This is a genomic window from Streptomyces caniscabiei (genome assembly GCF_014930365.1).
Lineage (GTDB): Bacteria > Actinomycetota > Actinomycetes > Streptomycetales > Streptomycetaceae > Streptomyces > Streptomyces caniscabiei.
Genome location: NZ_JABXWI010000003.1, coordinates 156,263 through 171,010 on the forward strand (window position 1 = coordinate 156,263; position 14,748 = coordinate 171,010).

12 protein-coding genes are annotated in these 14,748 nt (G+C 70.3%); 9 read left to right on the forward strand and 3 right to left on the reverse strand.

Annotation, left to right across the window (positions count from 1 at the left end; translation table 11 throughout):
• Window positions 1-30 precede the first annotated feature (30 nt).
• Both HW837_RS09105 and HW837_RS09110 read right to left on the reverse strand, forming a co-directional pair.
• Window positions 31-402 carry a hypothetical protein gene (locus tag HW837_RS09105; protein WP_045559725.1) on the reverse strand — a complete coding sequence of 124 codons (372 nt, stop codon included), beginning with the start codon at window positions 400-402 and terminating at the stop codon, window positions 31-33.
• A gap of 118 nt (window positions 403-520) precedes the next feature.
• Window positions 521-1,528 (reverse strand): hydroxyacid dehydrogenase, encoded by a 1,008-nt coding sequence (locus tag HW837_RS09110; RefSeq protein WP_045559726.1) that lies wholly within the window; start codon window positions 1,526-1,528, stop codon window positions 521-523.
• 159 nt (window positions 1,529-1,687) lie between these two features.
• Here HW837_RS09110 and HW837_RS09115 point away from each other — a divergent pair, with 159 nt between their 5' ends.
• The 8 genes from HW837_RS09115 (at window position 1,688) to HW837_RS09150 (ending at window position 12,825) form a co-directional block, all read left to right on the forward strand.
• Entirely contained in the window at window positions 1,688-2,935 is a 1,248-nt protein-coding gene (locus HW837_RS09115) for an FAD-binding protein (protein ID WP_045559727.1), read from the forward strand.
• Between the two features lie 122 nt (window positions 2,936-3,057).
• Complete coding sequence (locus HW837_RS09120; RefSeq protein WP_045559728.1) at window positions 3,058-4,359, forward strand: ROK family transcriptional regulator; 1,302 nt, start codon at window positions 3,058-3,060, stop codon at window positions 4,357-4,359.
• 248 nt (window positions 4,360-4,607) lie between these two features.
• Window positions 4,608-5,870, forward strand: coding sequence for an ABC transporter substrate-binding protein (locus HW837_RS09125; RefSeq protein ID WP_193381007.1), 1,263 nt, complete (start codon window positions 4,608-4,610; stop codon window positions 5,868-5,870).
• A 23-nt stretch (window positions 5,871-5,893) separates the two neighbouring features.
• Window positions 5,894-6,859 carry a carbohydrate ABC transporter permease gene (locus HW837_RS09130; protein ID WP_045559730.1) on the forward strand — a complete coding sequence of 322 codons (966 nt, stop codon included), beginning with the start codon at window positions 5,894-5,896 and terminating at the stop codon, window positions 6,857-6,859.
• Entirely contained in the window at window positions 6,856-7,758 is a 903-nt protein-coding gene (locus HW837_RS09135) for a carbohydrate ABC transporter permease (protein ID WP_193381008.1), read from the forward strand. The genes HW837_RS09130 and HW837_RS09135 overlap by 4 nt, the downstream gene beginning before the upstream one ends.
• Before the next feature lie 19 nt (window positions 7,759-7,777).
• The gene (locus HW837_RS09140) at window positions 7,778-10,669 is read left to right on the forward strand and encodes a glycoside hydrolase family 2 TIM barrel-domain containing protein (RefSeq protein WP_045559732.1); all 2,892 of its coding nucleotides are present in this window, start codon (window positions 7,778-7,780) and stop codon (window positions 10,667-10,669) included.
• 123 nt (window positions 10,670-10,792) lie between these two features.
• Complete coding sequence (locus tag HW837_RS09145; RefSeq protein WP_045559733.1) at window positions 10,793-11,377, forward strand: hypothetical protein; 585 nt, start codon at window positions 10,793-10,795, stop codon at window positions 11,375-11,377.
• Between the two features lie 128 nt (window positions 11,378-11,505).
• The gene (locus HW837_RS09150) at window positions 11,506-12,825 is read left to right on the forward strand and encodes a jacalin-like lectin (protein WP_093791450.1); all 1,320 of its coding nucleotides are present in this window, start codon (window positions 11,506-11,508) and stop codon (window positions 12,823-12,825) included.
• On the opposite strand, the gene HW837_RS09155 is transcribed toward HW837_RS09150, so the two are convergent.
• Complete coding sequence (locus tag HW837_RS09155; protein ID WP_319677614.1) at window positions 12,764-13,855, reverse strand: zinc ribbon domain-containing protein; 1,092 nt, start codon at window positions 13,853-13,855, stop codon at window positions 12,764-12,766. The two genes, HW837_RS09150 and HW837_RS09155, sit on opposite strands and share 62 nt — an antisense overlap.
• 290 nt (window positions 13,856-14,145) lie before the next feature.
• Here HW837_RS09155 and HW837_RS09160 point away from each other — a divergent pair, with 290 nt between their 5' ends.
• Complete coding sequence (locus HW837_RS09160) at window positions 14,146-14,718, forward strand: TetR/AcrR family transcriptional regulator (protein WP_045559932.1); 573 nt, start codon at window positions 14,146-14,148, stop codon at window positions 14,716-14,718.
• Window positions 14,719-14,748: the final 30 nt, after the last annotated feature.

The following is a 14,748-nucleotide window of genomic DNA, read 5'->3' on the forward strand; positions in this document are numbered from 1 at the left end:
TTTCCGCGACTCAGGTGCGTGTCCGCACGGTCAGCAGTCGCGCAGCGGGTCCGTCTCGCTGTAGATGGCGGTGTCCTTCATCCAGCCGAGCCGGCCGTTGTCGGCGACGGTCTTGATCCAGCGGTTCGGGTGCGGCCCGCCCACCCAGGCCTGGTTGTCCATCTTGCAGAAGAACCAGCTCGGATTGGTGTTCATGGTCCCGACGACCTGGTTGGGGTTCGGGTACAGCGGGTTGTTGCCCACCGAGCCGTACACCGGGGCGCCGGCGACGTTGTTGCACCACCACCTGATGCCGTCCTCGTGCCGCCAGCAGGCGGACGCGGCGGACGCGGACGGCGCCGCGAGGGTGGTGCCGAGTGCGGCGGCCAGGCCGGCGGTGGCGACCAGCCATCGAAACCTCATGTGCGTGTTCCTCTCCTGTCAGCACGTGCGTGTCCCGCACCGAAGCCTGCCGACTGGCGAGGCGCGGTCGCGCCCCCTTTCGATCAGGGTCGAAAACCGCTGGTGGAAGCGTCCGCGCTCACGCCATCCGCTCCAGCGCCCCCCGGTCGAGCGCGTACGCCGGCTCCTCCCCGGCGGCCAGCCGTTCGGCCTCCTCCGTGACGGCGAGGCCGAGGCGGGCGACCTCGTTGCCCTGGGAGCCGGCGAGGTGGGGGGTGACGAAGGCGTTCGGGAGGTCCAGGAGAGGGGAGTCGGCGGGCAGCGGCTCGGGGTCGGTGACGTCGAGGACCGCCGAGAGGCGCCCGGCGCGCAGCTCGTCGACGAGGGCGTCGTGGTCGACGAGGGCACCGCGCGCGGTGTTGATCAGGGCCGCCCCGTCGGGCATGAGGGACAGCGCGCGGCGGTCGATCAGACGGTGGGTCTCGGGGGTGTCGGGGGCGTGCACGGTGACGATGTCCGAGGTGCGCAGCAGCTCGTCGAGCGGGAGCAGCGGGACGCCGAGGGCGGCGGCCCCGGCCTCGTCGACGTAGGGGTCGGTGAGGCTCACCCGCAGGTCGAAGGGGCGCAGCAGTTCGATGACGCGGCGGCCGATGCGGGAGGCGCCGACGACGCCGACGCGGCGGCCGTGGTTGCCGATGCCGGGGACGAATCCCCAGCCCGGCGAGACGCGCTCGGCGCGCAGGCGTTCGCGGCGGCCGAGGATGTCCTTGCCGGCGAGCAGGATCATGGCGAGCGTGTACTCGGCGACGGGCAGGGCGTTGGCGGCGGCGGCCGTGGAGACGGCGATGCCGCGTTCCCAGACGGCCGGGGTGACGAAGCCCTTCACCGAACCCGCCGAGTGCAGCAGCGCCCGCAGCCCGGGGGCGGCGTCGAGGACCGGCTCGTCGATACGGGGGCAGCCCCAGCCGGTGATCAGCACCTCGGTTCCGGCCAGCGCCGCCCGGATCCGGGGGTCGGTGAAGTCCTCGGCGATCAGGGCGGGGTCGATGTCCACGGTCTCCCGCAGGCGGGCCAGCACGTCCGGCGGGAAGACCTGCGGAACGTTCTCGGCCGTCATGGCGAACAGTGCGCGGGGACGCTCGGGCAAGGAGGAACCTTCCGGCTGGGCGGGCGCAAGGGCCAGGCCGAGGGGACAGTAAGCGGTCTCTACGGTAGGCAGGCGCCCAGCAGGAGGTCAATGAACAGGACGGCTCACCGGGCGGAGAAGATGGCCCTCGACAGCTACGGCCAGCGGAGGGCACCAGGCATGACGACCGAGACCATCACCAACTGGGCCGGGAACATCACGTACACCGCCGGGGAGGTGCACCGGCCGGAATCCGTCGACGCGCTGCGGGCCCTGGTCGCGGGCAGCGAGCGGGTGCGGGTGCTGGGCAGCGGCCACTCGTTCAACGAGATCGCGGAACCCGGCCCCGAGGGGGTGCTCCTGTCCCTGACCGGGCTGGCCCCGGAGATCGAGGTGGACACGACGGCCCGCACGGTACGGGTCGGGGGCGGTGTCCGTTACGCGGAACTGGCCCGCGCGGTGCACGCCCACGGTCTCGCCCTGCACAACATGGCCTCCCTGCCGCACATCTCGGTCGCGGGCTCGGTGGCCACCGGTACGCACGGCTCAGGCAACGGCAACGGTCCGCTCGCGGCGGCGGTGCGCGAGGTCGAGCTGGTCACGGCGGACGGGGCGACGCTGACGCTCGCGCGCGGCGACGGCCGTTTCGGCGGGGCGGTGACCTCGCTCGGCGCGCTCGGTGTGGTCACCGCGCTCACCCTCGACCTGGAGCCGGCCTTCGAGGTCGCCCAGCGCGTCCACGGTGAACTCCCGCTGGCGGGGCTGGACTTCGACGCCGTGTCGGCGGCGGCGTACAGCGTGAGCCTCTTCACCCGCTGGCGGCACTCCGGCTTCGACCAGGTGTGGGTCAAGGAGCGCGCGGACCGGGCGGCGGCGGACTTCCCGTGGGCGGCGCCCGCGACCGAGGCGATGCATCCGGTGCCGGGGATGCCTGCGGTGAACTGCACCGAGCAGTTCGGGGTGCCGGGGCCCTGGCACGAGCGGCTGCCGCACTTCCGGGCCGAGTTCACGCCGAGCAGCGGGGAGGAGTTGCAGTCGGAGTACCTGTTGCCGCGCTCGTTCGCCGGGGAGGCGCTGCGCGCGCTCGACGGCGTCCGGCATGTCGTCGCGCCGGTGCTCCAGGTCTGCGAGGTCCGTACGGTCGCCGCCGACGAGCAGTGGCTGAGCCCCGCCCACGGCCGGGGCACGGTCGCGCTCCACTTCACCTGGATCGCGGACCCGGCGCCGGTGCTGCCGGTGGTCCGGCGGGTCGAGGAGGTGCTCGCGCCGTACGAGGCCCGGCCGCACTGGGGCAAGGTCTTCACGGTTCCGGCGGCGGACCTGCGGGCGCTGTACCCCCGGCTGGGTGATTTCCGGGCGCTGGCCGAAGTCCTGGACCCGACGGGCAAGTTCCGCAACGCCTTCGTCCGGGAGGTGCTCGGCACGTGAGTCTTCGGCGTACTTCGTAAACCCCCTTTCCTAACCCCTTGTAGAAAGTCCCTCCTCGCCATAGCCTGAGCGCCGCGCCGGGGCAACAGGCCTCGTCATGGCCTGGAGGGATCGAGGGGATCATGTCGTCGGTGAAGCGCACCTCACGCGACATCCGCACCGCGAACCGCTACGAGGTGCTGCGCCAGATCATCGCCAAGTCTCCCACCTCCCGACAGGAGCTGGCGGCGGCCACCGGGCTGAGCCTGGCCACGGTCGCCACGCTCGTGGGCGAGCTGCTCGACCTCCGCATGATCACCGAGGTCGGGTTCGAGGACTCGGCGGGCGGCCGCCCCCGCGGGCTGGTGGCCGTCAACGCGTCGGGGGGCGCGCTGATCGGCGTCGACATCGCGGAGACGTACGTCCACGTCGAGCTGTTCGACCTGGCGCTGAACGTCCTGGCCCGCGCCGAGGAGAACGTCCGCCCGGGTGAGAGCCTGCCCGAGCAGATGGTGGGGCACGTCGCCGCCGCCGTCGGCTCCGTGGTCGCGCAGGCCGGCACCGAGGGCGCCCGGGTGCTCGGCGTCGGGGTGAGTGTGCCGGGGCAGGTCGACCGCGCCACCGGCATCTCGGAGTACGCGCCCAACTGGGACTGGCACGACGTACCGCTGCTCGATCTGCTGACCGAGCACATCGCCTACCCCCTGTACCTGGACAATCCGCTGCGCGCCGTCGCCGTGGCCGAGCTGTGGTTCGGCGCGGCCCGGGGACGCGGGGACGCCGCGGTGATCACCCTCGGGACCGGCGTGGGCGCCGGGCTCGTCCTGGACGGCGGGCTGCACCGGGGAGTGAGCAACAGCGCCGGCGAGTGGGGCCACACGACGATCGTGCTGGACGGCCGGCTGTGCCACTGCGGCAACCACGGCTGTGTGGAGACGTATGTGGGCGCCCCGGGGATCATGCTGAACCTCCGGGAGCTGAGCCCGCGCAGCACCCTGCTGCACCCCGAGGACCAGACGGCCACCATCGCGGCCCTCGCGCGGGGCGCGGCCCGGCACGACCCGGTGGCGGTCAAGGTGGTGCGGGACACCGCCCGATATCTCGGGGCGGGGATCGCCGACCTGGTCAATCTGTTCAACCCCGAGGTGGTCGTGCTCAGTAGCTGGGTCGCGGCCGCCCTGGGCGAGCCCCTGGTCACGGAGGTGCGCGAGGCGGTCGCCCGGCACGCGCTGCCGCGACCGATGGCCGCCACCGAGATCGTGCTCTCCCAGATCCCGAGCGATCCGGCATGCCTGGGCGCGGCGACGTTCGCGCTGGAGGGCGCGCTCCAGTCGGTCGGGCAGAAACCGGGCACCCGGGCCGCGTCGGCCATGTCGCGGAGCAGGCCCGCCGTGCGCCGCCGAGGGCGGTCCGAAGAGCGCGACAGCCTGCGCGAACACCCCTGAGCCGAGGGCCGCCGGACCCTGACCCGGCGGCCCTCTCCCCCACGTCAAACCCTTTGCACCGCACGGACGTTCGGAACACCGAACCGAATACAACGCTTCGAACAGACTTCGTCCAACCCCTTGCCGAAGCCTTAGCCGAAGGTTAACGTCCCGCACCGCAAGCCTCTTTGAGCCACTGAGTCATCCGGCCCTGAGCCACTGAGCCATGGGCGCAGAGCCGCAGCCGTACTCGAGACAAGGACGTCAGCATGTCGGCATTCAGGAACAGCAACTTCGACCGCCGTACCGCCCTGCGGGCCGCGCTGGGTCTGGCCGCCGCCGGCGGACTGGCCGCGTGCGGCGGCAACACCGGCAGGAGCAGCAGCGGTGGCGGCGCCGGCCTCACGCAGTACTTCCACGCGTACGGCGAGGCGGGCACCGAGCAGGCCATCAAGCGCTACGCGAAGGCCTACAAGAAGTCCAACGTCACCACGCAGTGGATCACCGGCTCCAACTTCGAGAGCAAGCTGTTCGCCTCGCTGCTCACGGACAAGGCCCCCGACTGCTTCGAGTTCCACCCGCAGCTGCAGATGATCGAGAGCGGCCAGGTCGCCGACCTGACCGACCTGATAGACCCGGTCAAGGACGACTTCAACCAGGCCGACATCCAGTCGCACACGGTCGACGGCAAGATCTACGGCATCCGGATGATCGACGACCCGCAGTTCTTCTTCTACCGCAAGTCGCTGTTCGAGAAGGCCGGTGTCGAGGTCCCGCAGACGCTGGAGGAGCTGGCGGAGGCCGCCGCCAAGCTGACCACCAGCAAGGTCAAGGGTGCCTACCTCGGCAACACCCTGCACTCGATGGTCAACCCGCTGATCTGGTCGGCCGGCGCGCAGCACCTGGACGAGAAGAACCAGATCGCCTACCACACGGACGCGGTCGTCGACGGCTTCAAGCAGCTGCGCAAGCTGTTCACCAGCGGTGACCTGCTGCTCGACGCCCCGACCGACTTCTGGGACCCCTCCGCGCTCAACCAGGGCCTGACCGCCATGCAGTGGTGCGGCATGTGGGCGATGCCGCAGATGCAGGAGGCGCTCGGCGACGACCTCGGCATCTTCCCGTTCCCGAAGGTCGGCAGCGCCGGCAAGCAGTCCGTCTACAACGGCGGCTGGTCGATGTTCGTCAACGCCAAGGGCAAGAACGTCGAAGAGACCAAGGAATACGTGAAGTGGCTGTGGATCGACCAGAAGGACTACCAGGAGGACTGGGCGCTCTCCTACGGCTTCCACATCCCGCCGCGCACGTCGATCGCCGAGTCCGCCGACAAGCTGAAGTCGGGCCTGCCCGCTGAGGGCGTGAAGCTCTTCAACGAGTTCGGCCACTTCGACAACATCGGCTGGACCCAGGCGAGCATCACCGCCCTGGAGGACGTCCTCGCCAACTCCGTGCGCAAGGGCGGCGACCCGGACAAGGAACTGACCAAGGCCGACGCGAAGGTCAACAAGGAACTGAAGAAGCTCTTCGGCTAGGCCGACGGACAGGTACTCACGACATGTCGACCATCACCAAGGACGGCGTCTCCAGCCCCGCCCCGGCGAAGGCCTCCCCGGCCAAGCCGCGGCGGGGGCTGCGGGGCTCTCCCACCTTCAACTTCTGGCTCTTCACCGGGCCGTTCCTGATCGGCCTGGCGATCTTCGTCTATCTGCCGATCCTGTGGAGCCTCTACCTGTCGTTCTTCGAGGCCCGCTTCACGGTCACGCCGAGCGAGTTCATCGGGCTCGACAACTACGTGACGATGCTGACCGACGAGGACTTCATCGGATCGCTCGGCACCTTCACCGTCTTCGCCGCGTTGATCGTGCCACTGACCTGGGCGACCTCGCTCGGCCTCGCGCTGATGGTGAACCGGCTGCGGTTCATGCGGGCGTTCTTCCGCTCGGTGTTCTTCCTGCCGACGGCGGTCAGCTATGTCGCCGCCTCCCTGATCTGGAAGATGTCCATCTTCAACGGTGTCCGCTTCGGTCTCGCGAACACCTTCCTGGGCATCTTCGGCATCGACAACACCGCGTGGCTGGCCAGCCCCGACCCGCCGTGGTACTGGCTGCTCATCGTGACCGTACGCCTCTGGCTCCAGGCCGGCTTCTACATGATCCTCTTCATCGCGGCCCTGCAGAACATCCCGCAGGAGATGTACGAGGCGGCCTCGATCGACGGCGCCAAGCCCGGCTGGCAGACCTTCTGGCACATCACCCTGCCGCAGCTGCGGGCGACCTCCACCGCCGTGATCCTGCTGCTGCTCGTGGCGGCCTATCAGGGCTTCGACGAGTTCTTCAACCTGCTGAACAAGACCACCTGGGGCAGACCGCCGCTGGTGGAGCTGTACTACAAGGCGCTCGGTGAGAGCCAGGACTACGGCGCGGGCAGTGCGGGCGCGCTGATCCTCACCGTACTGATCTGCCTCGTGACCCTGCTCCAGGGCAAGATCATGGGATTCGGAAGGGGTGAGGAGTCCAAGTGACCACCACCACGACACCTCCGGCGGACCGGGTCGACCGGGTCGAGGTACCGGCCAAGGCGCGCCGTGTCCGGACCGGCAGTGTGATCGGCTCGGCCGGTCTCTACATCGCCACCGGCATCGCCGCGATCCTCTTCCTCATCCCCTTCTATCTGATCGTCCGCAACGCGCTGATGACGGACCCGGAGATCACGGGCGAGGAATGGAAGTGGTTCCCCACCGACATCCAGTGGGGCAACATCACCGAGCCGTTCGACGACCCGTCGGTCGACTTCGCGCGCTCCCTGTGGAACTCGGCCGTCGTCGGCGTCCTGCACACCGTCGGCACCCTGCTGGTGTGCTCGCTGGCCGGCTACGGCCTGGCCCGGATCCCGTACAAGCACGCCAACAAGGTCTTCTACGCCGTCCTCGGCACCCTGATGGTCCCGACCGCCGTGACCTTCGTGCCCAGCTTCGTGCTCGTGTCGTCCCTCGGCTGGATCGACACCTACCGGGGTCTGATCATTCCGGGCCTCTTCAGTGGTTTCACCTGCTTCCTGTTCCGGCAGTACTTCCTGGGGTTCCCCAAGGAGCTGGAGGAGGCGGCGCGGGTGGACGGGCTCGGTTACATGGGCGCGTACTGGCGGGTCGTCGTACCCAACTCGCTGAACTTCTTCGCCGCGATGGCGACGATCACGTTCATCAGCGGGTGGAACTCCTTCCTGTGGCCCCTGGTCATCGGCCAGGACCCGAGCGCGTGGACCGTCCAGATCGCGCTCTCGAACTACACGACCGGCCAGACCGTGAATTTCCATCTGATCTTCATGGCCACCGCCATTTCCATCCTGCCTCTCGTGTTCGTCTTCCTCTTCCTCCAGCGCTGGCTGGTGCAGGGCATCGCGCAGACTGGCATCAAGGGCTAGGAAATCAGCAAGGAGACCGATGTCTTTCCGCACCACCGGCACCACCGCCGCTTCGTCCTTCGACTACGTCGAGGACGTGTCCCCGGGCCGCGGGGCCCTTCCGCCCCGCGCCTGGTACGCGTCCTCCGACGCCCGGGCCCTGTCGCTGAACGGCGTCTGGCGCTTCCGGCTGTCGCCGACCGCCGACGCGGAGGACGACTCGTTCGCCGCCGAGGGGTACGACGCCGGGGGCTGGGGCCGGGTGGCCGTCCCGGGTCACTGGGTGATGCAGGGCCACGGGGCCTACGGGGCGCCGATCTACACCAACCACCTGTACCCGTTCCCGGTGGACCCGCCGAGGGTGCCGTCGGAGAACCCGACCGGTGACCACCTGCGGTCCTTCGACCTGCCGGAGGGGTGGCCCGCTCTCGACGAGGGCGGGGCGGTGCTGCGCTTCGACGGTGTGGAGTCGTGCGCCCGGGTGTGGCTGAACGGCACGGACATCGGTGAGTTCAAGGGCTCCCGGCTGCCGCACGAGTTCGCGGTCGGGCACCTGTTGAAGCCGGCGGGGAACGTCCTCGCCGTCCGGGTCCACCAGTGGTCCGCCGGCTCCTACCTGGAGGACCAGGACCAGTGGTGGCTGCCCGGCATCTTCCGGGACGTCACCCTGCTGCACCGCCCGGCGGGCAGCGCCCTCGACTTCTTCGTGCACGCCTCCTACGACCACGTGGGCGGCATCGGGACCCTCCGCGTCGACTCCGACGTGGACGGCCGGGTGCTCGTCCCCGCCCTCGACATCGATGTCGCGACCGGCGAGCCGGTCACGGTCCCGGTCGAGCCGTGGACCGCCGAGACACCCCGGCTGTACGACGGCGAGCTGGTCACGGCGGGCGAGCGCGTCCCGCTGCGGATCGGTTTCCGTACGGTCGTCCTGGAGGACGGTCTGCTCAAGGTCAACGGGAAGGCGATCCTCTTCAAGGGCGTCAACCGGCACGAGTGGCACCCCGTCAAGGGCCGCTCCCTCGACCTGGAGACCATGCGCGAGGACGTGCTGCTGATGAAGCGGCACAACCTGAACGCCGTGCGCACCTCGCACTACCCGCCGCACCCGGCCTTCCTCGACCTCTGCGACGAGTACGGCCTCTGGGTGATCGACGAGTGCGACCTGGAGACCCACGGCTTCACCGAGCAGAACTGGCGGGACAACCCCGTCGACGACGACCGCTGGACCCCGGCCCTGCTGGACCGCGCGGCCCGCATGGTCGAACGCGACAAGAACCACCCCTCGGTCGTCATCTGGTCCCTCGGCAACGAGGCCGGCACCGGCCGCGGCCTGACCGCCATGGCCGAGTGGATCCACGGCCGCGACGACTCGCGCCTGGTGCACTACGAGGGCGACTGGGACTGCCGGGACACCGACATCTACTCCCGGATGTACGCCGACCACGCCGAGACCGAGCGCATCGGACAGCGCCTGGACGGCGGCACCCACAAGCGCCGGCAACTGCCCTTCATCCAGTGCGAGTACGGGCACGCCATGGGCAACGGCCCCGGCGGCATCGCCGACTACCAGCGCATCTTCGAGGCGCACGAGCGCATCCAGGGCGGCTTCATCTGGGAGTGGATCGACCACGGCGTCCAGCACCCCACACTGGGCTACGCCTACGGCGGCGACTTCGGGGAGGAACTGCACGACGGCAACTTCGTCTGCGACGGCCTCGTCTTCCCGGACCGGACGCCGTCGCCGGGTCTGATCGAGTTCAAGAAGGTCATCGAGCCGGTCCGCATCGACGGCGACGGCTCGGCCGGGACGGTCCGGGTGCGCAACGCGTTCGACTTCCAGGACCTGTCCTCACTGGCCTTCGAGTGGGCGTACGAGGTGGACGGGAAGACGATCGAGGCCGGGACCCTCTCCGTGCCCGCCCTGAAGCCCGGTGAGTCGGCCGAGGTGAAGCTGCCGCAGCCGCCGACCGGCGGCCCGGCGGGCGAAGCGCTGTGGACCGTACGGGCACTGCTGGCCGAGGACACGACGTGGGGCAGGAAGGACCACCAGGTGGCGTGGGCCCAACTGCCCGCCGTGGAGCGCCCGTCGCCGATGGTGACACCAGGCGACGGCCCCACGGCGAGCGAGAAGCTGATCTACCTCGGCCCGGCCTCCTTCGACGTCCGCACGGGTGCGCTGAAGACCATCGGCGGCGTCGACGTGACCGGGCTGCGGCTGGACGTCTGGCGGGCGACCACCGACAACGACGAGGGCGCCTGGAACGGCAACACCTGCTACAGCAGGCTGTGGCGGGACCTCGGCCTGCACCGCGTGCAACACCGCCTGGACGGGGTGGAGTTGGGTGAGGACGCGCTGACCGTACGGACGCGGGTGGCACCGGCCGCCCGGGAGGTCGGGCTGCGCACGACGTACCGGTGGACCGCCGACGACACCCGGCTGAGGCTGACCGTGTCGGTGGAGCCGGACGGTGACTGGACGGTCCCGCTGCCGAGGCTCGGCATCCGCTTCGGGCTGCGGTCGGCGAACGCGGTCACCTGGTACGGCGGCGGCCCCGGCGAGGGCTACCCCGACACCAGGTCGGCCTCCATGGTGAGCCGTCACCACTCCACGGTGGACGGCCTCCAGACCCCCTACGTGCGCCCGCAGGAGAACGGCGCCCGGCCCGACGTGCGCTGGGCGGAGCTGGGCGGTCTGCGGATCGACGGGGACCCGGAGTTCTGGTTCACGGCCCGCCGCTGGACCACCGAACAGCTGGACGCCGCCGCGCATCTGACGGACCTTCAGGCCGGTGACACGGTGTGGGTCAACCTGGACCACGCCGAGATGGGCGTCGGCTCGCAGTCCTGCGGCCCGGGCCCCCTGCCCCAGTACCACCTGACGGCGGGAGCTGCGGAGTTCTCCTTCGTGTTCTCGACGACGGAGGCATAGGCGACCGGTGGACAGCGGCCGGCCGGCTCGTACGCCGGCCGGCCGCTGTCCGTCGCGGGCCGCTGTCCGTCGCGAGCCGCTGTCCGTCGCGGGCCGCCTGCGGAGGCCGGATACCCTCGCCCGATGAACGACGATCGTGCCGCCGCGTACGCCGCCTCGGCCGCCATCTGGTCCCGTCTCGCCACCCTGCTTCCCGACCCGGAGGACGTCGAACTCGTCCAGGACTGCTGGGACATCGGGGAGCAGGAGGCGGGACTGAGCACACTGGTGGAACGGCTCACCGAACTGCGCCTGCCCGTCGACGACACCGCGCGGACCCGGATCGCGGTGCTGGCGGAGGAGTGGACGGTGTGGGACCGGCACGGGTCGGAGATCGCGCACCTGGCGCAGAGCCCCGAACGGCCCCCGCGGCTAAGGGTCTTCGAGGACGGCGCGGAGGACACGATCCCCGCCGCCGAGGTGCTGTCGGAGCCTCCCTCCCCGACCTCGGAGCTCGTCCCCTGGATCGCCTGTCCGCCCTGCGGCCGGACTTTGGCCCGGTCGCACCGGCGCGAGGAGTGGGGCGGGCTGTCGTATCTCGCCGAGGCCTACGTCGTCCTCGCCCACGACCGCGCCTTCGCCCCGCTGGTCCTCGACGCGCGGGGGGACGCGGCGGCGTGGTCGGCCCTGGAGGCGCTGAACAAGGCGTGCGGGTGCGCCTCGGACTGACGGGGCGGCACGTCTTTCACTGTTTCCCCACCGGGCCTTGCGCGTCACACCCGTGAACCTCGAACCTGAGCACAGTTCGACTTACTCGCGGTTACACCCGCTCCCCCGACCGGAGAGACACCCCCACCATGAGAAGACTTCTCGGCACCCTCACCGCCGGTGCGATCGCCGTCGCCGGCCTCGCCACCACCGGCGCCACACCGGCCGCGGCCGCCACCAGTGGCACGTTCAACGTGCTGACGTACAACGTCGCCGGGCTCCCGGAGGGGCTGAGCTCCGGGAGCCCGGAGAAGAACACCCCGCTGATATCGCCGCGCCTCGGGGCGTACGACATCGTGAACGTGCAGGAGGACTTCAACTACCACGCGGCCCTGTACGCGGGTGACAACCACCCGTACCGCACCGCCACCAGTGGCGGTGTGCCGTTCGGAGACGGCCTCAACACACTGTCGGACTACGCGTTCGACGACTTCCAGCGGGTGAAGTGGAACAACTGCACCGGCACCAACTGCCTGACCCCGAAGGGCTTCTCGCTGGCCCGGGTGCGGCTCGACGAGGGCGTCTACGTCGACCTCTACAACGTGCACACCAACGCCGACTCCGACGACGCGGCCCTCGCCGCCCGCCGCGCCAACGTCACCCAGCTCTCGCAGTTCATCCAGGCGAACTCTGCGGGCAACGCGGTGATCGTCATGGGTGACACCAACACCCGTTACACCCGCACCGGCGACAACATCCGCTCGCTCGCGTCCGAGAACGGGCTCACTGACCCGTGGGTGCAGCTGGTCAAGGGCGGTGTCGCCCCCGCCCTCGGCAGCGACGCGCTGGTCTGCCCGACGACCGCCCCCACCAACGACTGCGAGGTCGTCGACAAGGTCTTCTTCCGCGACAGCAACGTGGTGGACCTGACCGCCACCCGCTACAACAACGACTGGGCGAAGTTCCTCGACTCCGCGGGCGCCAACCTCTCCGACCACTTCCCGCACACGGTCGACTTCTCCTGGACCCTCAACTCCCGGCTCCGGGCCAGCGACTTCGCCGGCGGCCCGCACGGCACGGCGTTCACCGACGCCGACGACCTGCCCTCGACCGTCTCGCCCCGCACCCTGACCCTGCGCGGCGCCTCCCGCCTCGACGCGGTCTCGCTCACGCACGACGGCGGTACGACGCTGACCCACGGCGGCACCGGCGGCACGGCGACCTCGCTCACCCTGGCCGCCGGCGAGCACCTGACCTCGGTGAAGCTGTCGCAGGGCCAGAAGGACGGGCGCACCCGGATCTTCTCCGCCGCCTTCGGCACGGACAAGGGCCGCTCCCTCGCCTCCGGTACGGCCACCTCGGACACGAAGACCTTCACGGCGCCCGCCGGCTGGCAGATCGTGGGCTTCACCGGCCGCTCGGGCGACGAGATCGACAAGCTGGGCGTCCTGTACGCGCCGATCGGCTGACCGCGGACGGCCTGAGGCCGACCCGCGCTTCGGCTGTCACCCGGCCTCGGGGCCCTTGATCACCGGGCGGTAGCGTCTCTGACCAGCTTGGCGATCCCAGGTCAGACGTAGTGTCTAGCTCGGGTTCTGCCCATCGTGGAGGAGTCGCGTGGACGTGCAGGTGGAAACCCGCGCCCAGTGCTGTTCCTCGTGGCCGGTGTCGGCTGATGGGTGTGATGGTCGTCGTCACGCTCTGGTGCCGGTGGGCTGCGCGGGGCAGCCGTCCGCGGTCCGTGTGGGCGTGTCCCTCCGGACGCTGGCCCGCCGGGCCCGAGGAGTTGGCGGGGGAGGGTGTCCGGCGTCGCCTGGGCGTCGGACGTGCTGGGTGTCGCCGGGTGGGTCCGGTCTTGGACCGGTTCGTCCGGCGGGTCTTCGGCGCGGGGGTGATGACAGCGCCCGCTTCGAGCTTGTCGATCACGGTGCGGATGGCCATGGCCCCGCGGGTGTGGTCGGTGACGGTCTTGCTCTGGTGGGTCAGGCCGCGTGCGGCGATACGCCGCCACGCGCCCTCGTCGCGGTCGCCCTGCCAGCCGCAGGAGTCGCAGACGGCCCACTTCCAGCCGGGTGTGGCGGGCCGGTCGGGGGCCCTGCGGTGCCGCAACACCTCCAGGCACTGCGGGCAGTGCCTGGAGGTGCCCCGCGCCGGGACGGTGACCACGGCGATGCCCGCCTCGGCGGCCAGGTGCCGTATCCGGTCCACGATCTGCCCGCGCACGGCTTGGGAGAGCCGGGTGTTCATAGTGCGGCCCATGCCCCTGGCCTCCATCGAGCGGAGGTCTTCGACGTAGATCACGGTCGCCGAGGCGGCGATGGCCAGGTCGACGGCCCAGCGTGCGGCCCCCGGCGTCCTCACCGGCGGCCAGCACGTCCACATCGGCGGCGTTCCAGTGCTCGGCCAGCAGCGCGGCGGCCATGCCCGAGACCAGATCAGCAGCCCAGCCCACCCTTCCCGCCAGAGCCGAGGTGGACAGGAATTCCCCCGTCTCCTCATCCACACCCGTACGCAGCAGGCCACGTACGCAGGCGGTGCGAGCGATCTCGCCCCCGGCAAGCGGCAGTTTCCGGCTCATCTGTGCCCCCCTTCCCGTCCGCGATGCTGTCATCCGATCAACGACGCTCCCCACGGATGGTCACGCATTCGATCCACGTACCCACATACGACACCGACACCGAGCACACGGCATGACGCCCGACGGATGAAGAATCACTACGGATATCCAAGGAAATGCGGGACCCTTGGCGTTCTCGGGTCCAGAGGTTCCAGATGAAGAGGTGGTCTCCATGGCCCGTGCCGGGCTCACCGTCGACCGGGTCGTGGAGGCCGCGGCCGATCTCGCGGACGAGATCGGGTTCGAGAAGGTCACCCTGTCCGCGCTGGCGCGGCACTTCGGGGTGAAGGACGCGAGTCTGTACTCGCACGTCAAGAACCTCCAGGACCTGCGGACCCGGGTCGCCCTGCTGGCGGGCGGCGAGATGATCGACCGGATCGCCGACGCGGTCGCCGGGCGCGCGGGCCGGGACGCGCTGGCCGCCTTCGCCGGGGCCTACCGGGAGTACGCCCTCCAGCACCCCGGCCGGTACGCGGCCACGCAGCTCCCCATGGACCAGGTCCTCGTCACCGACTCCCCCGCGCTGCGCCGCACCGCCGAGATCACCTACGGCATGCTCCGCGCCTACGGCCTCGACGAACCCGACCTCACGGACGCCGTACGCCTGCTGCGCAGCACGTTCCACGGCTACTGCGCCCTGGAGGCCGGCGGGAGCTTCGGCGCGCCGCGGGACGTGGGTCTGTCGTGGTCGAAGGCCGTCGAGGCCCTGCACATGGCGCTGACGCACTGGCCCACCGGCTCTTGAGATCTCAAATATTTGCCCTCGGACGGCAAC